16 protein-coding genes are annotated in these 19874 nt (G+C 71.4%); 10 read left to right on the top strand and 6 right to left on the bottom strand.

Translation table 11 applies throughout. The features are described 5' to 3' along the window. Nucleotides 1-64: 64 nt before the first annotated feature. The gene (locus J2S41_RS39450; protein ID WP_310376871.1) at nucleotides 65-1147 is read left to right on the top strand and encodes an AI-2E family transporter; all 1083 of its coding nucleotides are present in this window, start codon (nucleotides 65-67) and stop codon (nucleotides 1145-1147) included. A 114-nt stretch (nucleotides 1148-1261) separates the two neighbouring features. Here J2S41_RS39450 and J2S41_RS39445 read toward each other — a convergent pair whose 3' ends face one another. The 3 genes from J2S41_RS39445 to J2S41_RS39435 are packed head-to-tail and all read right to left on the bottom strand — an operon-like array spanning nucleotide 1262 to nucleotide 4016. Beyond that, entirely contained in the window at nucleotides 1262-1903 is a 642-nt protein-coding gene (locus tag J2S41_RS39445; protein ID WP_310376088.1) for a PIG-L deacetylase family protein, read from the bottom strand. Continuing rightward, complete coding sequence (locus J2S41_RS39440; RefSeq protein WP_310376086.1) at nucleotides 1903-2748, bottom strand: sugar phosphate nucleotidyltransferase; 846 nt, start codon at nucleotides 2746-2748, stop codon at nucleotides 1903-1905. The genes J2S41_RS39445 and J2S41_RS39440 overlap by 1 nt, the downstream gene beginning before the upstream one ends. 38 nt (nucleotides 2749-2786) lie before the next feature. Beyond that, on the bottom strand, nucleotides 2787-4016 hold the full coding sequence (locus J2S41_RS39435) for a methyltransferase domain-containing protein (protein WP_310376084.1): 1230 nt from the start codon (nucleotides 4014-4016) through the stop codon (nucleotides 2787-2789). A 359-nt stretch (nucleotides 4017-4375) separates the two neighbouring features. Between J2S41_RS39435 and J2S41_RS39430 the strand changes: the two genes are divergently transcribed. From J2S41_RS39430 to J2S41_RS39405, 6 genes are all read left to right on the top strand, one after another. Continuing rightward, nucleotides 4376-5443, top strand: coding sequence for a YveK family protein (locus J2S41_RS39430; protein ID WP_310376083.1), 1068 nt, complete (start codon nucleotides 4376-4378; stop codon nucleotides 5441-5443). After that, entirely contained in the window at nucleotides 5440-6837 is a 1398-nt protein-coding gene (locus J2S41_RS39425; RefSeq protein WP_310376081.1) for an O-antigen ligase family protein, read from the top strand. Before J2S41_RS39430 ends, J2S41_RS39425 begins: the two co-directional genes overlap by 4 nt. 48 nt (nucleotides 6838-6885) lie before the next feature. Next, nucleotides 6886-7962, top strand: coding sequence for an NAD-dependent epimerase/dehydratase family protein (locus tag J2S41_RS39420; protein WP_310376079.1), 1077 nt, complete (start codon nucleotides 6886-6888; stop codon nucleotides 7960-7962). A 292-nt stretch (nucleotides 7963-8254) separates the two neighbouring features. Beyond that, the gene (locus J2S41_RS39415) at nucleotides 8255-9463 is read left to right on the top strand and encodes a class I SAM-dependent methyltransferase (protein ID WP_310376077.1); all 1209 of its coding nucleotides are present in this window, start codon (nucleotides 8255-8257) and stop codon (nucleotides 9461-9463) included. Further along, on the top strand, nucleotides 9460-10410 hold the full coding sequence (locus tag J2S41_RS39410) for a glycosyltransferase family 2 protein (protein WP_310376074.1): 951 nt from the start codon (nucleotides 9460-9462) through the stop codon (nucleotides 10408-10410). Before J2S41_RS39415 ends, J2S41_RS39410 begins: the two co-directional genes overlap by 4 nt. Continuing rightward, nucleotides 10407-11723, top strand: coding sequence for a glutamate-1-semialdehyde 2,1-aminomutase (locus tag J2S41_RS39405; RefSeq protein ID WP_310376072.1), 1317 nt, complete (start codon nucleotides 10407-10409; stop codon nucleotides 11721-11723). Before J2S41_RS39410 ends, J2S41_RS39405 begins: the two co-directional genes overlap by 4 nt. A gap of 745 nt (nucleotides 11724-12468) precedes the next feature. On the opposite strand, the gene J2S41_RS39400 is transcribed toward J2S41_RS39405, so the two are convergent. After that, nucleotides 12469-13944: a lipopolysaccharide biosynthesis protein gene (locus tag J2S41_RS39400; protein ID WP_310376071.1), complete on the bottom strand. Its 1476-nt coding sequence runs from the start codon at nucleotides 13942-13944 to the stop codon at nucleotides 12469-12471. 171 nt (nucleotides 13945-14115) lie between these two features. On the opposite strand from J2S41_RS39400, the gene J2S41_RS39395 reads away from it, so the two are divergent. Continuing rightward, nucleotides 14116-15084, top strand: a complete 969-nt coding sequence (locus tag J2S41_RS39395; protein ID WP_310376070.1) for a glycosyltransferase family 2 protein — start codon at nucleotides 14116-14118, stop codon at nucleotides 15082-15084. 116 nt (nucleotides 15085-15200) lie between these two features. On the opposite strand, the gene J2S41_RS39390 is transcribed toward J2S41_RS39395, so the two are convergent. Beyond that, the gene (locus J2S41_RS39390) at nucleotides 15201-16196 is read right to left on the bottom strand and encodes a hypothetical protein (protein ID WP_310376069.1); all 996 of its coding nucleotides are present in this window, start codon (nucleotides 16194-16196) and stop codon (nucleotides 15201-15203) included. 28 nt (nucleotides 16197-16224) lie between these two features. Then, complete coding sequence (locus J2S41_RS39385; RefSeq protein ID WP_310376068.1) at nucleotides 16225-17514, bottom strand: glycosyltransferase family 4 protein; 1290 nt, start codon at nucleotides 17512-17514, stop codon at nucleotides 16225-16227. A gap of 284 nt (nucleotides 17515-17798) precedes the next feature. On the opposite strand from J2S41_RS39385, the gene J2S41_RS39380 reads away from it, so the two are divergent. Beyond that, nucleotides 17799-18608: a glycosyltransferase family 2 protein gene (locus J2S41_RS39380; protein WP_310376066.1), complete on the top strand. Its 810-nt coding sequence runs from the start codon at nucleotides 17799-17801 to the stop codon at nucleotides 18606-18608. After that, nucleotides 18605-19582 (top strand): glycosyltransferase family 2 protein, encoded by a 978-nt coding sequence (locus J2S41_RS39375; protein ID WP_310376064.1) that lies wholly within the window; start codon nucleotides 18605-18607, stop codon nucleotides 19580-19582. The genes J2S41_RS39380 and J2S41_RS39375 overlap by 4 nt, the downstream gene beginning before the upstream one ends. Nucleotides 19583-19874: the final 292 nt, after the last annotated feature.

The following is a 19874-nucleotide window of genomic DNA, read 5'->3' as shown; positions in this document are numbered from 1 at the left end:
CCCGGCCGCCGAGGCCGGTCCCCCGGCGGCGCCCGGTGCCGAGCCGGCCGCTCCGGTGCACGTGATGAACCGTGTGGACGCGCTGGCCGCGTTCGGTGCGACGAAGTTCGGGGAGCCCGGCCGACCGCTGCGCCGCAACCCGTTCCTCACCGGCTTCCTCGGCGGTCTCGGCCTGGCCGTGGCGTACGCGCTGTTCCTCGGCATCCAGAATGCGTCGTCCATCCTGGTGCTGGTCTTCATCGCGCTGTTCCTGGCGGTCGGCCTGCACCCCGCCGTGGTGCGCCTGACCCGCTGGGGCGTCCCGCGCGGGATAGCCGTGGCGCTCGTGGTGCTGTTCGTCGTCGGCCTGATCGTCGGCGGCATCACCGCGCTGGTCCCGCCGATCGTCACCCAGGTCGGCGAGTTCGTCGGCCAGTTGCCCTCCTATGTGGAGGACCTGCAGCGCAGCCGCACGCTGCGCGAGCTGATCCAGGACTACGACCTGGTGGAGAAGGTCCAGGCCATGGTCAGTACGGAGAACGCCTCCCGCGTCTTCGGCGGCGTCTTCGGCGGCGCCCGCCTGTTCTTCGGCACGGTCTTCAACGTGCTGACCGTGCTGATCCTGACCATCTACTTCCTGGCCTCGTTCGAGCGCCTGAAGCGGGCCGGCTACCTCCTGGTCCCCGCCTCCCGCCGCGAGCGGGTCCAGCTGATCGGCGACGAGATCCTCGCCAAGGTCGGCGCCTACCTGGTCGGCGCGCTCGCGATCGCTCTGCTCTGCGGCCTGTCGACCTTCGTCTTCGCGCTGATCGTCGGCCTCTCGTACCCCTTCGCCCTCGCCATCGTGGTGGCGATCTGCGACCTCATCCCCCAGATCGGCGCGACGCTCGGCGCCATCGTGGTCAGCCTGGTCGGCCTGGCCACCTCGCTGCCGATCGGCATCGCCTGCGCCATCTTCTTCCTGCTCTACCAGCAGATCGAGAACTACCTGATCTACCCCAAGGTCATGCGCCGCTCCGTCGAGGTCAGCGACGTCGCCGCCATCGTCGCCGCCCTCCTCGGCGTCTCCCTCTTCGGCGTGATCGGCGCGCTCATCGCGATACCCGCCGTAGCCGCCGCCCAGATCATCATCCGCGAGGTCCTCATCCCCCGCCAGGCCACCCGCTGACCCCACGTCCGGCAGGTCACCGCCGGCGGTCGGCGGCCGCACCCGGCCCGGCTCCCGGCCATGATCGCAGCGCGCGGCGCTGCGCCAGACCGCGGAAACCCCTGGGCCGGAGCATCAGGAGAGCGTGAGCGTGAGTTTCTGCGTGTGGAAGGCCTCCGCGTAGCGGTGGCGGCATTCCATGCCGCGGAGGCGGGCCAGGCCGAGGAATACCTCGTCGTCCCACCAGTCCCGGTCGGACTGGGACGGGAAGTGGGTGTGCAGCAGCGAGACCTTGCGGCGCGCGGTCTCCTCCACGAGCGGCACGTAGACCGACGGACGGCCGAGGTCGCCGTCCCACTTCGGGATCTCGTAGTGCAGGACCAGGGCGTCGCGGAACGCCGTGGGGGCGAGGGTGCCGAGGGTGCGGTGGTCCTGGTGGGCGTCGCCGGACCAGGGGGCGACGACCAGGTCGGGGCGGGCCTCGCGGGCGGCGCGTTCGATCTGGTCCTTGACGGTGTCCCAGTGGGCGGGGAGCCGGCCGTCGGGGAGCGTGCCGAGGTCGAACGTGAGGTCGGCGCCGGGGAGGAACGCGGTGGCGGCGGCGCGGGCCTCGGCCTGGCGGGCGGGGGTGCCGGTGGCCAGCACGTAGCGGACGGCCAGGCCGGGGTTCGCGGTGGCGAGTTGGAGGAGCAGGCCGCCGGCGGCGATCTCGATGTCGTCGGGGTGGGCGCCGAGCGCGACCAGCGACGACACGCCGGTCAGGGCGAGCGGGCGCATCAGCCGGCGACGAGCGAGGAGGCGCGGGTGTGCTGGGTGGGCACGATCAGTTTGCGGCCGCCGTTGCGGTTGTCGTCCCACAGCATCCAGGGGCAGTCGCCGCGGGCGAACATCTCCTCGAGTTCGGCGCGGTCCTTGAACGTGTCCGCGGCGCGCCAGAAGCCGTCGTACCGCTGCGCCTGGAGCTTGCCGCGCGGGATCAGGCGGTCGAACGCGTGCGGGACCATGTCCTCGCCCTCGTGCAGGTAGTCGAAGATCTCCGGCGTCATCACGAAGAAGCCGCCGTTCTCGTACTGCATCAGGTCCCGCACCTCGCGCACGCGCGTGACCAGGCCGTTGTCCCCCATCTCGACCACGTGGTGGGTGGAGACCGGCGGCACCGCGAGCATGCTGACCACGGCGCCGCTGGACCGGAAGGACGCGATGCTGGCGTCCAGGTCCGAGGCGGTCAGCGTGTCCGCGTAGTTGGCGAGGAAGATCTCCTCGTCCCGGACGTGCTCGCGCACCTTCATCAGGCGCTCGCCGATGGTGGCGCGCAGCCCGGTGTCGATGAACGTGATGTTCCAGTCGCTGATGTCGGTGGAGAACATCCGGATGTCCCGGCCGCCGCCGGTCAGCGTGAAGTCGTTGGAGATCGTCTCGTCGTACCGGAGGAAGTAGTCCTTGACCGCCGCCGCGCCGTAGCCGAGGCAGAGGATGAAGTCCTTGTGCCCGAAGTGGGCGTAGTACCGCATCACGTGCCAGAGCAGGGGGCGGTCGCCGATCAGCTGCATCGGCTTGGGGGCCGAGGCGGCACCTTCCCGCATGCGCATGCCGAAACCACCGCAGAAGAGGACGACCTTCACGCTGTGCTGCCTTTCAACGAACGGGGGGACGAACAGGCTCAGACCACGTCGAGGTGCGGGATCGGGAAGACCAGGCGGCCGCCCCACTCGCGTACGTACGCCAGCTGGTTGCCGATCTCGGTGCGCAGGTTCCACGGCAGTACCAGCACATAGTCCGGTTTGTCCGCGGCGATCCGCGCGGGGTCGTGGATCGGGATGTGCGTGCCCGGCAGGAACATGCCCTGCTTGTGCGGGTTCCGGTCGACCGTGTACGCCAGCAGGTCCGACCGGATGCCGGCGTGGTTGAGCAGCGTGTTGCCCTTGCCGGGCGCGCCGTACCCGACCACGGTCTTGCCCTCGGCCCGCGCGGTGAGCAGGAATTCGACCAGCTCGCGCTTGACCTGGAAGACCGCCTCCGCGAAGCCCTTGTGCCCCTCGACGGTGTGCAGTCCGGCCTCGGCCTCCGCCTCCAGCACCGACTTCACGTTCGCCGACGGCTCACCGGCGTGATCGGAGTGCCGCGCGTGTACGCGGAGCGAGCCGCCGTGGCTGGACAGCTCCTCCACGTCGACCACGGTCAGCCCGGCGGTGGCCAGCGCGCGCTGCGCGGTCAGCAGCGTCAGGTAGTGGTAGTGCTCGTGGTAGATCGTGTCGAACTGGTTCCGCTCGATCAGCCGCAGCAGGTGCGGGAACTCCAGCGTGACCAGGCCCTCCGGCTTGACCAGCGCGGCCAGCCCGGCGGTGAAGCCGACCAGGTCCGGGATGTGCGCGTAGACGTTGTTCCCGGCCACCAGGTCCGCGCGGCCGTAGCGCTCGGCCAGCGCCGCGCCGGTCTCCGCGCCCAGGAACTCCGATTCGGTACGGATGCCCTTCTCCCGCGCGACCGCGGCGATGTTCGCGGCCGGCTCCACGCCCAGCACCGGGATGCCCGCGGCCACGAAGTGCTGCAGCAGGTAGCCGTCGTTGCTGGCGACCTCGGTGACCAGGCTGTCCGCGGTCAGGCCGAGCCGCTCGGTCATCGTCTCCGCGTACCGGCGGGCGTGCTCGACCCAGGAGGTGGAGTACGACGAGAAGTACGCGTAGTCGCTGAAGATGTCCTCACCCGGCACGTACGCGGGCAGTTGCACCAGCAGGCACTCGGGGCAGATACGGACGTGCAGCGGATAGAACGACTCGCGTCCGTCGATCTGGTCGGCGCGCAGGAAGCTTTCGCAGAGCGGCGACATCCCCAGGTCGACGAATGTCTCGGTGAGTGCGTTTCCACACAGCCGGCACGGGATAGCGTCCATAACTCCCACCTTGATCACGGCCAGGACCCGGCAACGGTAATTAGCGGTACCAGGGCATCGGAACCCGAAGTAAGAAATCCGTCACTCAGGCCTGTGACCTGCAGTGTTCGGCCGCAAGTGTGCCATGGGACGACCTCGGCAAACGGAGAACTCCGCCGAAAAATCACCGGGCTGCCACGAAGTCCTTTTCGGTCGGATTGTCGAGGGTTGCCAAAGACCGGGAAACGCGGTCAGACTCCTTTGACAAGCGCACAGGCAGCACAGGACCACAGCCCGTGCGCAGTTTCGGGAGTTCGGGGATTTAAATATTCATTGCGATCCCCGGCGGATCGAATCCTCGCCTGCCACGAGAGGACCCCATGGACTTCGCGGATGTCGCCAAGCTGCTGTGGCGACGCTGGTACCTGACCGCGCCACTGTTGCTGCTGACGGTGATCGCCATGGTCTGGATGGCGCTCGTGGTGAAGCCGGACTACAAGGCGATCGGCAACGTGACGCTGATCCCGCCGACCGTCGCCACCCAGGCGGAGATCGGCAAGACCCAGGAGGTCAACCCCTGGGAGCCGTCCGCGCTGGCCGAGGCCACGCTGATCCGGCTGCAGAGCAAGGCGCTGGCCGACTCGCTGGCCGCGCAGGGCTACCAGGGCGAGTGGACCGTCACCACGCTGGACACCGACGCGCCGATCATCTCGATCGAGGTGGTCTCGCCGACCGAGCAGCAGGCCCGGGTCGCGCTCGGCGCGCTCATCAAGGTCGTCCAGGAGGAGGTCTCCACCAAGCAGGAGGGCTACAAGCTGCAGGAGGGCGAGAAGATCACCACCCTGCCGCTGGAGAACTCGGACAGCGTGGAGAGGGTCACCACCAAGCTCAAGCGCGCGCTCGTGGTCGTCTTCGGCGTCGGCCTGATCCTGACCATCGGCGTCGCGGTCTCGGTCGACGCGGTGCTGCGCCGCCGGGCCCGCCACCAGGTGGAGGGCGGCGCCGCGATCCCCGGGCCGGTCCCCGTGATCATCCCGCCGCGCCCGGTGGTGCCGCCGCCGGCCGACCCGGCCGACATCTCCAGCACGCAGCGGATCGCGCCGGTGGTCATCGCCGGCCCCGGCATCCCGACCGTCAAGGCGACCCCGGCCCCGGCCGTGTCCGCGAAGAAGGCCGCCGGCGCGGTGTACGGCCAGCGCCGCCCGGCCGAGGACGCGTCCCCGCCCGCGATCGCCGCGCCCCGGAACGGCTCGGACCCCGCCGCGCCCAAGCCGGCGATGCCCGCGGTGCAGCTCAACCTCACGCAGAAGGCGCCGCAGAAGACCCCGCCCAAGCAGCCGGCCGAGACGCCGCGGCCGATGCCGGACGACGCCACGATCGTGCTCCCGCTGTCGAACTCGGCGTGGTCCAAGCCCGCGGCCGAGCCCACCGAGGCAACGCAGTCTTGAGCGACACCACGCTGCACCACCCGGTCGACTTCGAGCCGTCGCTGCTGGAGGACGTCGGCACGGCCGGCTCCACCTACACCACGCGCGGTCGGCGCCACCTGCTCGACGGCGCCGCACTGCTCAGCCTGCTGGTCATGCTCAACCTGCTGCTCCCGCAGGACCTGGTGGTCCAGCAGCTGAGCTCGCTGGGCCGTCCCGCGCTGCTGCTCGGCCTGGTGTTCTTCTTCGGCTGGCTGGTCTCCAAGCTGCACCCGCGGCTCGCGCTGCGCGGCCCGCAGCCGGTCCGGTGGGCCGCGATCGGCTACCTGGCGTCGGTGCTCGCCGCGTACGCGGCCGGTTACCTGCGCGGCCTGCCGTCCCTGGAGGCGAACGCGGCCGACCGCGCGATCATCGGCACCGCCGCGTTCCTGGGCGTGCTGCTGGTCTGCGCGGACGGCGTCTCGAACCGCAACCGGCTGGACAGCGTGCTGAAGATCTCGGTCTGGTGCGGCACCGTGATGGCAATCATCGGCCTGCTGCAGGCCGGGCTCGCGGTGGACGTCACGAAGTACATCAAGATCCCCGGCCTGGTGCTGCACCACGGCGAGGAACTGGGCTTCATGTCCCGCGGCAACGGCTTCTTCCGGGTGGCGAGCACCGCGCAGCACTACATCGAGTTCAGCACCGTGATGGCGATCCTGCTGCCGTTCGCGGTGCACTACGCGATCTACGGCACCCGGCGGACGATCCGGCAGTGGGCGGTGGTGGCCGGCGTGCTGATGGGCGCGGCGATCCCGATGACGCTGTCCCGCACCGGCATCGTGGCGCTGGTGGTCGGCTGCCTGGCCATGCTGCCGGCCTGGAGCTGGCGGGTGCGGATCAACCTGGCCGGGCTGGGCGTGCTGCTCGGCGGCGCGCTGATGGCGGTCAAGCCGGGCCTGATCGGCACGATCATCTCGATGTTCACCGGCGCGGCGGACGACCCCAGCATCACCGGCCGCACCGACGACTACGCCGTGATCTTCCAGTACGTCGCGGAGCGCCCGCTGTTCGGGCGCGGGCCGGGCACGTTCATCCCGACCATCTACTTCTTCGTCGACAACGAGTGGCTGCAGCACCTGGTGACCATGGGCGTCCTGGGCGTGCTCGCGCTCGCCGCGCTGCACCTGACCGCGATCTCGCTGGGCGTGCTGGCGTACCGGCGGGCCACCCGGCCGGAGGACCGGCACCTGGCCGCGTGCCTGATCGCGGTGCAGCTGATCGCGGTGACGGTGGCGGCCACGTTCGACTCGATGGGCTTCACCACGTACAGCACCATGCTGGCGCTACTGACCGGCGCGACCGGCGCGATGTGGCGGCTGACGCACCCGGCCCGGATGGTCCGAAGCTCCGCGCCGCGCCTGACGAACGACTGATTTTTCTCAACGTTGAGACGATGAGGAACTCTCGTTTCCGCAGCTAGCGTGGCTGCGGAAGTCCCCTACGAACACATCTGGGAGATCGGCATGCGCGTCCTCGTCACCGGACACGAGGGGTACCTGGGTAGCGTGCTCGTCCCTCGGCTGCTCGCGGCCGGCCACGAGGTCGTCGGGCTGGACGTCGGCCTCTTCGCCGACTGCGTGATCGGCCCCGCGCCGGCCGACGTCCCGGCGATCCGCACCGACCTGCGCGACGTCACCGCGGACCAGCTGCGCGACGCGCGGATCGAGGCGGTCGTGCACCTGGCCGCGATCTGCAACGACCCGATCGGGAACCTGAACCCGGAGCTCACCTACGAGGTGAACCACCGGTCGACGCTGCGCCTGGCGCGCGCCGCCAAGCAGGCCGGCGCGACGCGCTTCCTGTTCTCGTCCTCGTGCAGCCTCTACGGCAAGGGTGCGGACGACGCGCCGCTGGACGAGACCGCGGGCTTCAACCCGGTCACGCCGTACGGCGAGTCGAAGATCCTCTCCGAGCAGGGGCTGCTGGAGCTGGCCGACGACGACTTCTCCCCCACGTTCCTGCGCAACGCCACCGCGTACGGCTTCTCCCCGCGCCTGCGCGGCGACCTGGTCGTCAACGACCTGGTCGGGCACGCGCTGCACACCGGCGAGGTGCGGCTGCAGAGCGACGGCACCGCGTGGCGCCCGCTGGTGCACGCGGACGACATCGCGCACGCGTTCGAGGCGCTGCTCTCCGTCGACCGCTCGCGGATCCACGCCAAGGCCTACAACATCGGGCGTACGACGGAGAACTACCTGATCCGGGACGTGGCCAACCTGGTGCGCGACCTGGTCGGCGGCACGGTCACGTTCGCCGAGGGGGCCGGCACGGACCTGCGCAACTACCGGGTCACCTGCGACCTGATCGCGGCCGAGGTGCCGGAGTTCCAGCCGCGGTGGACGGTCGCGAAGGGGATCGAGCAGCTCGTCGAGGCGTACCGCCGGAACGGTCTGGCCCTGGAGGACCTGATGGGCGAGCGGCACCAGCGGCTGAAGCGCATCACCGCGCTCACCGCGGCCGGCCGGCTCGACACCGAGCTGCGGTGGGTCTCGGCATGAGCGAGCGTGCGAGCGAATCATCGGCTCAGCGCCGACCACACGGACACCGCACCCTGAAGGACGGTCCGGCATGAGCGAGCTTGCGAGCGAATCATCGGCTCAGCGCCGACCACACGGACACCGCACCCTGAAGGACGGTCCGGCATGAGCGAGCGTGCGAGCGAATCATCGGCTCAGCGCCGACCACACGGACACCGCACCCCGAAGGACGGTCCGGCATGAGCGAGCGTGCGAGCGAATCATCGGCTCAGCGCCGACCACACGGACACCGCACCCCGAAGGACGGTCCGGCATGAGCGAGCGTGCGAGCGAATCATCGGCTCAGCGCCGACCACACGGACACCGGCGCTGTGACGCGTGCGGCGAGGCCGAGCTGGAGGTCTTCGGCGACCTGGGCGAGATCCCGGTGCTGTGCGGTGTGCACTGGGCGGACCGGGACGAGGCGGCGCACAGCCCGGTCGGGCAGATGACGCTCGCGGCGTGCCCGGCCTGCGGCTACGTGCGGAACGTCGCGTTCGATCCGGCGGTCATGGTCTACGACACCACTATGGACACGAACCTGCACCACTCGCCCGCGTTCCAGGCGTTCTCCGCGGAGCTGTGCAAGCGGCTCGCCGACCGCTACGACCTGCGCGGCAAGCGCGTGCTGGACGTCGGATGCGGCCAGGGCGAGTTCCTGCGCGAGCTGTGCCACGTGGGTGGTGCCACCGGGCACGGCTTCGACGCGATGTACGCCGGCCCGGCCGGTCCGGACCCGTCCGGCGCGGTCCTCCACAGCGGGTACGCACCGCGCGGCGCCGCGCTGCCCGAGTACGACCTGTTCACCACGCGGCACTGGTTCGAGCACCTCGACGACCCGTACGAGTTCCTGGTCGACCTGCGGCTGCGCGCGAACGGCCGGGTGGTGCACGGCTACATCGAGGTGCCGGACGCCGGGTACGACCTGTCCACCGCCGGGTGGGAGGTGATCTACCCGCACGTCTCCTACTTCGACGCGTACGCGCTGGCGAAGATCGTGGAGCGGGCCGGGTGGACCGTCGAGGACTCCGGCACGTTCTTCCACGGCATGTTCCGGTACATCGAGATATCCGCCAACAAAGCCGCTTCCGGTGCGACCGCGGCTCTGCTTACCGACCGGGACCGCACGCTCGCCGCGGTCGCCGGGTTCGCGGCGCGGCATCACGACGAGCGCGAGCGCTGGGAGCAGCGGATCGCGCAACTCGTCGCGGACGGCGCGAACCCGGTGATGTGGGGCGCCGGCTCGCGCGGCGTGCAGTTCCTGACGCTCGCGGACCGCACGCGGCAGCTCGCCGCCGTGGTCGACGTCAACCCGCGCAAGTGGGGCCGCTACCTGCCGGTCACCGCGCACCGGGTGGAGGCGCCGGAGCGGCTGTCCGAGCTCCGCCCCAAGGCCGTGATCATCACGAACCCGGCCTACCGGACCGAGATCGCGGCACAGCTCGCCGCGCTCGGCGTGGACGCGGAGCTGCTGGTCGCATGAGGGTCACGCTCGGGTTCACCACGTACAACGTGGAGCGCTACCTGCCGCTGGCGTTCGAGTCCGTGCTGGCCCAGGACTTCACCGACTTCGAGGTGGTGGTCTGCGACAACCGGTCGACGGACCGGACCTGGGAGATCTGCCGCGAGTACGCGGCGCGCGACCCCCGGTTCCGCATCCACCGCAACGACGAGAACCTGGGCGAGGCCGGCAACTTCGCGCGCGTGGTGTCGCTGGCCCGCGGCGAGTTCTTCCGGCTCACCGCGCACGACGACCTGATGGCGCCGTCGCTGCTCCGCGAGTGCGTGGCCGCGCTGGACGCCGACCCGGGCGTGGTGTGCGCGTACCCGCAGACCGTGATCATCGACGCGGACGGCAACCCGATCGGTGACTGGGACGACCGGCTCGACCTGTCCGACCCCAGCCCGGTCCGGCGGCTCGCCCACTTCGCGCAACGGTGGTCGCTGCTCAACGAGCTGTTCGGCGTCATCCGGACGGACGCGCTGCGCCGCACCCGCCTGCTCGGGCAGTACCTGTCCAGCGACGCGCGGATCGTGGCGGAACTGGTGCTGCAGGGGCGCTTCCACGCCGTACCGTCGCGGCTGTTCTACCGCCGGATGCATCCGGCCATGACGTTCGGCGGCGACCGCACCGACGTGATGGCGCACCACGAGCCGCACCTGGCGATGAAGGCGCGCAAGGCCGCCCGGCGGGCCAGGCCCGGCGCCGACCACCAGCTGCTGATCGCGGACGTGATGCGCACGTTCCTCGCCACCGCGGACGCGCCGCTGGCCACCCGCATCGGCGGCGCGGCCACGTTCGGCGCGGTCGCCGAGTCGCGGCGCGCCCGCATCCGCCTCGGCCGGCTCCGCCGCCGCGTCACCGGAGGCACGCTGCCGAAGCCGCCGTGGGAGAACCCGGACGGCTCGCTGAAGAAGGAGTCGCGATGAGGTTCGACGTGTCCCGGCAGCTGCGGGAACGCGCGCACGCCATGATCCCCGGCGGCGCGCACACCTACGCCAAGGGCGACGACCAGTACCCCGAGGACGCGCCGGGCTTCATCGTCCGCGGCGCCGGCTGCCACGTCCGGGACGTGGACGGCAACGATTTCATCGAATACGGCATGGGGCTGCGCGCGGTCACGCTCGGCCACGGGTACGCGCCCGTCGTCTCCGCCGTCGCCGCCGCGCTCCCGCTCGGCAGCAACTTCACCCGCCCGGCCGCGATCGAGGTCGAGGCCGCGGAGCGCCTGCTGGCCACGGTCGGCCGGCACGACGGCGCCATGGTCAAATTCGCCAAGCACGGCTCCGATGCCACCACCGCCGCGGTCAAGCTGGCCCGCGCGCACACCGGCCGGGACATGGTCGCGATCTGCACCGACCACCCGTTCTTCTCCACCGACGACTGGTTCATCGGCGCCACCGCGATGCCGGGCGGCGTACCGGCCGCCGTCCGCGGGCTGACCGCGGGCTTCCACTACAACGACCTGGACAGCGTCGCCGCGGTCTTCACCGACAACCCGGGCCGGATCGCGGCGCTGGTGATGGAGGCGGAGACCACCACGTCGCCCGCGCCCGGCTTCCTGGCCGCGGTCCGCCGCCTCTGCGACGAGCACGGCGCACTGCTGGTGATCGACGAGACGCTCACCGGGTTCCGCTGGCACAACCGGGGGGCGCAGGAGGTGCACGAGGTCACCGGCGACCTCGCCGTCTACGGCAAGGCGATGGGGAACGGATTCGCGATCTCCGCGCTGGTGGGGCGTCCGGACGTGATGGAGCTGGGCGGCCTGCGCCACGACCGGGAGCGGGTCTTCCTGCTGTCGACGACGCACGGGGCGGAGACGCATGCGCTGGCGGCGGCGATGGCGGTGATGGAGACGTACGCGCAGGAGCCGGTCGTGGAGACGCTCTACCGGCAGGGGGCGCGGCTGGCGGCCGGGGTGACGGCGGCGGCGGAGCGGCACGGGGTCGGGGACTATTTCGGGGTGCTGGGGCGCGACTGCAACCTGATCTATTACACGAAGGATGCGGCGGGTGAACGGTCACAGCCCTTCCGCACCCTGTTCCTGCAGGAGCTGATCGCGGGCGGGGTGATCGCACCGTCGTTCAGCGTGTCGTACGCCCATACGGACGCGGATGTGGATCGGACGATTGAGGTGGTGGACGCGGCGCTGGGGGTTTACGCGAAGGCGCTGGAAGCGGGGGGTGTGGAGGGGTTCCTCCGGGGGCGGCCGGTGGCGCCGGTGTTCAGGCGTTTCAACTAGGCCGGCGGGGTTCCGGCGTGGCCCGGGGCTGCGTCGTGGTGGGGTTGGGCGCCTTGTCTGACGTCGCCGGGCGCCTTCGCTGGGCACTAGCCGGGTGCCTCGCCTTGCCCTTCGCCGGTGCTCCGCCCGGCATCTCGCGGAACGCCCCGCCCGGCGCAGGTCAAGGTCTGCCTCCGGCGGATCTCTGGCTCCGGGGCATGGGCGTGCGTTGCCTGGTCACGGCGGGTTTCGTCGGCCCCGTTGTCTTTTCGTGGGTGGTATGGGTTGCGTGTCGTGTGCCTGGCTGCCCCGTCACCGTCTCCCGGGCGAAGCCGAGCAGATCATCGGCAGGGCCGCCAGCTTTGGTCTCGTCGGTGGTGGTGTCGTGGTGTGTGGCGGCCCTGCCGATGATCTGCACCCCAAGGGCAGGTCGACGGCGACGGGGCAGCCAGGCCGGCGCGGTCCGTGCTGGCGCACGAAAACCAGACCGGCGCGGCTCGTTCTGGCGCACCAAAACAAGACCGGCGCGGCTCGTTCTGGCGCACCAAAACAAGACCAGCACGGTCCCTGCCGCCGCACCAAAACAAGACCAGCACGGTCCCTGCCGCCGCACCAAAACAGGACCGGCGCGGTCCCTGCCGGCGCACCGAAACAGGACCAGCGCGGTGCCGGCGCGCGGAAGCAGGACCGGCGCTGGCGCGCCACCACCGGCTGTCTAGATCGCCCACCTCGGCAAGCGACCAGGCCGCCTCGACTCGCGTACGCGTCATCCACGGCGGAGCAGCGAGCGCACCAACCCCCGGGCCCGCCCATCCAGCCCCGCCAGCACTCCGACCGCCACCACCACCGCGACGCAGCCGGTAACGACCAGGCCCCAGAAGACGGCGAATCCCGCCGGCAGCAGGGACTCCACCAGTAGCCCGGCCCCCAGCGCGGCCAGGCCGGCCAGGAAAGCGGGCAACGACGGCAACAGCACCGTTCGCGCCCGCAACCGCAGCACGCGGTACAGCGCCACCCACACATACAGGGCGGTCATCGAGCCCTGCACCGCGAAGACCGTCCACGCGATCGCCGGGACCTGCGCGCTGAGCGGCGCCTCGGCCATCAGCACCCCCACGGTCACGATGGACGCGGCGGCGACCACGGCCTCGACCCAGCCGATCACCGCACCGACGCCGGGACGGCCGGCGGCCTGTACGGCGGGTGTCAGGATGCTGCCGATCATCGTGATCGCGCCGGCGGCGCACAGCACCCGCAGCGCCTCCGCGGCCGGGACCCATTCCTCGCCGATCAGCCGCAGCAGCGGGCCGGCCGTGGCCGCGAGGATGCCCAGCGCCGGGTACATCAGCATCGCGGCGGCGTGCACGAACTGGCCCAGCCGCCGCCCGAAGGCCGCGCGGTCCGCGGTGAGCCGGGACAGGTCGGACAGCGAGACCTGGCCGATGCCGCCGGCGGCCACGCTGTTGACCATCTCGACGATCCGTACCGCGAAACGGTAGAGGCCGATCGCAGCGGGGCCGAAGAACGCGCCCATGACCAGCGCGTCGATGCGGCTGGAGACGAAGAACGCGGTGACCTCGGAGAGCGAGTGCAGCGAGAAGCGGCGCAGGTCGCGCAGGGCGGGGGCGATGCCGCCGAGCCGGGGGCGCCAGTCGGTGACGGTCCAGACCACGGCGGCGGTGAGGGCGGACATGGTGAGCTGCTGGATCGCGTACGCCCACACGCCCAGGCCGGCGACGGCGGCGCCGATGCCGAGCACGCCGGAGATCAGCGCGACGGTGAGCACGCGCAGCGAGATGCGCTTCAGGTCCATCCGGCGGCGCAGGATCGCGTCGGGGATGATGCCGAGCGCGTTCAGCACGATCACGGGTGCGAGCGCCCAGCAGACGTACGCCAGCTGCGGGGTGTCGTTCCACCGTGCCCAGAGCGGCGCGATCGCGGACAGCAGACCGGCGAACACGGTGGCGAGACCGAGTGTGCTCCAGAACGCGGCGTCGAAGTGCCGGTCGGTGACGTCCTCGCGCTGAACCACGGCCTGGGCCGGGCCGTGCTGCATGAGCATCTGCGCGAACGTGACCCAGACCAGCGCCAGCGCCATCACGCCGAACTCGGCGGGCGGCACGAACGCGGCCATCACGAACGTCACGATGCCGGTCACCGCGAAGTTACCGCCGGTAAGCACGTACGACCAGACGACGGCCCGGCGGACGGTGCCGCTGCTGTGCGGCCCGGCTTCACTCATCGACGCGGCTCCCAGCAGCGAAAACGTACAACGGCCAGCAGTTGATCTTAAGATGGGGACGCGCCGGGCCGCAGGTCCGCAGCGCGGGAAATCGGGCCGGTTCGGGGGTTCCACCGGCGCTGAATCCCCTGGTAGAACCATCGCACCAACCCACTTCGAGGAGGCCGCGCGATGCCCCGGCTCGGTATCGGTCTGCCCGTCTACAACGGTGAGCGGTACCTGTCGTCGGTGCTGGACTGCCTGCGTCGCCAGACGTTCGCCGACTTCGAGGTCACCATCTGTGACAACGCGTCGACCGACGGCACCGCGCGCATCGCCCGGGAGGTCGCGGCCGAGGACCCACGCTTCCGCTACGTGCGGAACGAGACGAACATCGGCGCGCCCGGCAACTTCAACCGCGTCTTCCAGCTCAGCCGCGCGGAGCTGTACGCGTGGGTGGCCGCGGACGACGAGTACGACCCGGCCTACTTCCAGCGCTGCGTCGAGCTGCTCGACCAGCGACCGGACGCGATCGGCGCGTTCACCAAGGTCCGGCTGATCGACGAGCACGGCGCGCCGGTGGGCGTCCCGGACGAATTGATCCGCCTGGACGACCCGGATCCGGCCGTGCGCTTCGGCGACCTGGCCTCGTTCCGGCACTCCTGCTTCAGCGTGTTCGGCGTCTACCGGCGCGCGGCGCTCGCCCGTACCCGCGGACTGCTGCCGTTCTGGAACGCGGACCGCGTGCTGCTGGCCGAACTGGCGTTGCAGGGACCGGTCGTGGTCTATCCGGCGCCGCTCTACCGGAACCGGCAGCACACCGGCCGGCTCACCTCCCGCGCGGCGCGGCGGGACATCCGCGACTACAGCTCGGAGCGGGCGCCGCGCGCGCTGACCTGGCACTACGCGGGCCAGTTGTGGAAGGCCATCCAGTCCGCGGACCTCGACGAGGCGCAGCGCCGCCGGATCCAGCGCGCGTTCGCCGGCTGGACCGCGCGGCACCCGGGCAAGCTGGCCCGCAGCGCCATGCGCGGCGCGCTGGAGAGCGCGCGTGACCTGCGGCCGGTGCGCCGCGGCGGCGCCGCGATCAGCGGCGGCATGGGCCTGTCCTGGGCGACGCTGGAACTGGCCTCCGCGCTGCCGTCGGGCCTCGGGTTCTGAAGACATGTTCCCGCTTCCGGCGTGGCCGCTGTCCGGTGCTCCCGCGGGCACCGGTCGGCCGCGGGCGGCCTCCCTGCCGGCTGCGCGGTGGTGCCGAAGAACCCCGCGGGTGGCCGTCACCACACCGGTTTGCCGTCGGACTCCGCGACGTTGCTGTCCTCCCAGATGATCCCGGGCGCGTCCGCGCGGGACACCGCGCCGTACCCGTGCCGGGGGCCGAAGACGTTGTCGCGGAACAGCACGTTGCTGATCTCCGGATCGTCGCGGATGTTGACCGTGTAGCCGCCGCCGTTGAACCAGTTCTTCTCGACCAGCACGTTCTCCAGCGGCTCGAACTCCGCGCCGACCTGGAACGCCGCGTTGAACGACACGCCCGCTACCGCGCTGGTGGCGTCGAAGACGTTGCCGCGGATCGTGGAGTTGGACCCGCCGTTGGTCTGCATCAGGTCCTGGTGCGCGTCGTCCGAGCCGGCCGGGCGCATCCCGTGGAACCAGCTGTCCTGGATGATCACGTTGCTGCCGACGCGCGGACCCTCCTGGATGTCGTAGGCGTCGACCCGGGTCAGCGTGAAGTTCCAGTAGCCGGCCACGAAGCCGGTGCCGGCGCCGTCCAGGTCGCTGTCCTCGATGGTCAGGTTCGCGGTCTTCTGCTCAATCTTGATCATGATGTCGCCGCAGGTCAGCACGGACCGCTTGATCACCACATCGCGTGCGCGCACGTCCAGGCAGCCGTCGATCCGCTTGCCGTCGATCACGGTGCCGGCCTTGGTGATCCGCAGCGGCCCGGTGTACGCGGTGAGCGTCACGCCGGCCGGTACGCCGGTGGTGTCCTCGCCGGGTCGCGGCACCGGCGGCGCGGCGGGCGTGGCCGGCGCGGACGCCTCCGGCGGCACGGACGTCGAGGTGGCGGAGGAGTCGGTCATCGCGGGCGAGGCGCCCGGCCCGCCGGTTCCGGTGGCAGCGCCGGACGGCGGGATCGGCGACTCCAGCCGGTACTCGTCACCGGTCGCGCCGGCGTCGCCGAGGAACCGGCCCGCGTACGCCACCGCGGCCACGGCCACCAGGGCCGCGGCCACGATCACGACGATCAGCGCGCGTCGTTTGCCGGTCATGCCGCCCCGGCCCCGCCGACGGTGCGGGTCATCGCGCCTCACGATCACCGAGCCGGGTGGTCTGCTCGTCGCCGAACGGGAACCAGTCGTCCGCCGCCTCCCGCTGCCGGGGCACCGCGGGCACGGCAGCGACCGGCACCAGCTCGCGCCACACCGACAGGTACGCCGCCGCCTGGTGCTCCCAGGCCAGCCGGCTGTGGAAGCGCTGCAGTCCGATCTCGCGCATCCGCGCCCGCCCGTCCGGGTCGTCCAGCAGCGCGTCCAGCGCCTTGGCGAACTCCTCCGGCAGCGCGGACGGCGTGTACACCGCGGCGCCCTCCGCGGTGCGGCGCGTCTCCAGCAGGTCGACCGCGACCACGGGCAGCCCGCGCGCCACGTACTCCACGGTCTTCGCCATGGTGGACAGGTTCGACATCGGGTCCGGCTGGTCCGGCTGGATGCCGATGGTGCCGGAGGCCAGCAGCGCGTCCACCTCGTCGCCGCCTAGCCAGCCGGCGAAGTAGACCACGTCGTCCAGGCCCAGGTCGGTGGCGAGCGCGCGCAGCTCGGGCAGGCTGTCGCCGTCGCCGGCGATGACCATCTCCCAGTCGTCCCGCCCGCGCATCTCGGCCAGCCGCGACGCGGCCAGCACCGCGGCCCGTACGTTGTCCTGCGGGTTGATCACGCCCAGGTAGACGATGCGCTTTCGCCCGCCCTCGGACGGCGTCGCCGCGTGGGTGATCTCGCTGCTGGCCGGACCGTTGCGCACCACGGTGACCCGCGCCGGGTCCTGTCCACCGCGCCCGACCGCGATCTCCCGGTACGACTCGTTGGTCGACAGCACCCAGGACGCGCACCTCATGGAGAGCTGCTCGAAGACCGTGAGGACCCGCAGCACCGCCGCGTTCGGCGCGTCGGTCTTGGCGCGGTAGAGCTCCGGGCTGAGGTCGTGGTGGTCGAAGACGAACGGCTTGCCCATCAGGCGCATCAGCAGCGCCAGCGGCCAGAACACGTCCGGCGGGTTGCACGCCTGCGCCGCGTCGACCCGGTCGGTGACCAGCAGCCGGAGCAGGTGCAGCGTGACGCAGAGGAACGACCAGGCGAATTCACCGGCGAAGCTGAGCACGCCGGAACCGGCGAACGGCTGGGGGAACGCGCGGATCGCGGTGTCCCGGGTGCCGGGTAGCTCGCGCAGTCCCCGCGTGCCGCGCGGGCAGATCACCGTGACCCGGTAACCCGCGGATTCCAGCGCCAGACTTTCGCGGATCACCCGGCGATCCCGTTCGGCGGGCAGATTCACCACGATGATCGCGACGTGCGGCCGCCGATCCCTGGCCACGTAAACCACTCCCCACGAACGGTAGAAATCGAGCCCGCAAAATGAATCTCAAAGTTGCCGGCGTCTCGCCACAATGGCCGCCTGGCCTGCGGCTTTACAAGGTCAGCTAAGGCAAACCGCCTGTCGGCTAAGCGACATACGGCGCTCCACGAAGCGAAAAATCGGAAATGCCGCACCGGACGGGCACGTTTCACAACGTTGAGCTTCTTGCCATTCCAGGGGTACGCGGAAACACTCGGCTGACGCGTTTGCGTTGGCTCGAAAGGAATGCGCGAGTGATAAGCGTGGTGGTACCCGCTCACAACGAGGCGGCCGTGCTCGACCGGTGCCTGGATCGCCTTTCCGGACCCGGCGTACAGGTGGTCGTGGTGCCGAACGGCTGCACCGACGACACCGCCCAGCTCGCGCGCCGCCGCGGCGACGTCGAGGTGGTCGAGCTGAGCGAGGGCTCGAAGACCGCGGCGCTGAACGCGGGCGACCGCGCCGCCACCGGCTTCCCCCGGATCTATGTGGACGGTGACGTGGTGCTGACGCCGGGTGCGGTGCACCGGCTCGCCGAGGCGCTGCGCCGGACCGGCGCGCTGGTCGCGGTCCCGCGCCGCGAGCTGGACCTGACCGGCCGCCCGCTGGCCGTGCGCGCGTACTTCGCGATCCACGACCGGCTGCCCGCGATCCGTACCGGCCTGTTCGGGCGCGGCGTCATCGCGCTCTCCGCCACCGGGCGCGCGCGGTTCGGCGAGTTCCCGGCCGTGACCGCGGACGACCTCTTCCTCGACTCGCTCTACGGCGCGGACGAGCGCGTGGTGGTCGACGAGGCCGCCTCCGTGGTCGCCACGCCGCGCCGCACCGCCGACCTGCTGCGCCGGCTGCGCCGCGTCCGGGCCGGCAACGCCGCGCTGCGCGCCGCGTCCGGCGGCACCCGCCGCGCCGACCGCTGGTCCTGGCTGCGCGACGTGGTGCTGCGCGACCCACGGCTGGCCCCGGCCGGCGTGATCTACGTCGGCCTCACCGTGCTGGCCGCGTGGCAGGCCCGGCGCGCGCCGAGCGCCGGTTGGGAACGGGACGAGTCGAGCCGGGCGGAGGCACGGGCATGACCGACGTGAGCGTGATCGTGGTCTCGTACAACACCAGCGAGCTGACCATCCGCGGCCTGACGACGCTGCTCGGCACGCCCAGCACCGCCTCGTACGAGGTGATCGTGGTGGACAACGCCTCCTCCGACGGCTCCGCCGACGCGATCGAGGCCGCGCTGCCCCAGGTCCGCGTGGTCCGGCTGCCCCGCAACGTCGGCTTCGGCCGCGCCGTCAACGCCGGCGCCACGCACGCCACCGGCGACTACCTGATGCTGCTCAACCCGGACGCCGAGCCGGTCGGCGACGTGATCGGCGCGTTCCTGTCCTACGCCAGCGCCAACCCCGCCCCGCGCGTCTACGTCGGCCGCACGCTCGACGTTCACGGCGCCGACGACGGCCGCTCCATCTACGCGCTCCCCACGCTCTGGGGCTACTTCTGCTTCGCCACCGGCCTCTCCACGCTGTTTCGCCGCTCCGCGCTGCTCAACCCCGAGGAACTCCCCGACCGCCCGCGCGATGTGCCCGGCCCGGTCCCCGCCGGCTCCGGCTGCCTGCTGCTGATCGACCGCGCGCTGTTCACCGCGCTCGGCGGCTTCACCGCCGACTACTTCATGTACAGCGAGGACATCGACCTGTCCCAGCGCGCCACCGCCGCCGGCGCCACCCCCACCCTGGTCCCCGAGGCGAAGGTCCTGCACGTCAACGGCGCCTCCTCGACCAGCGTCAACAAGCGGATCATGGTCCTCCGCGGCAAGACCACCTACCTCCGCCTGCGCTGGTCCCCCACCCGCGCCCGCGCCGGCCGTGCCCTCCTCCTCACCGGCATCGCCCTCCGCGCCGCCGCCTCCCGCCTCACCGGCCGTGCCCCCTACTGGCGCGACGTCTGGTCCCACCGCACCACCTGGCTCCCCGGCTGGCCCGCCCCCGACACCGCCTCCCCAACCGGCGAGAACACCCCCACGGCCGCTCCTGCCGTACCCACCCGACAGCTCTGACGCCGCCGCCCTCCCCGGCTTCGCTCCAGGGCGGTCGGACGGAGCCGTCAGGGGACCCCTCCGGGACAGTCCGAACGGAGACCCGCGGGACCGCCACCCTGCCGCGGCGCGGCCGGGTGGCGGCCGGCGGCGAAGGTCGCGCGGTGTGCAGCGGCCACCCACGGCACCGGCTCCGACGCGACGGCGGAGCGCCGGCGGAGCCGGCGCGAGGTTGGCCCGCGGGAGCATGCGGATCGCGACCACGCCGGAAGCGGGACAAAAGAGGTCCGGAGGCGAGCCCGCGCCGCCGAAC

This window comes from Catenuloplanes atrovinosus (assembly GCF_031458235.1).
GTDB classification, from domain to species: Bacteria; Actinomycetota; Actinomycetes; order Mycobacteriales; family Micromonosporaceae; genus Catenuloplanes; species Catenuloplanes atrovinosus.
Note: the sequence above shows the minus strand (reverse complement) of the source record. Positions and strands in the feature narration are given on the sequence as shown.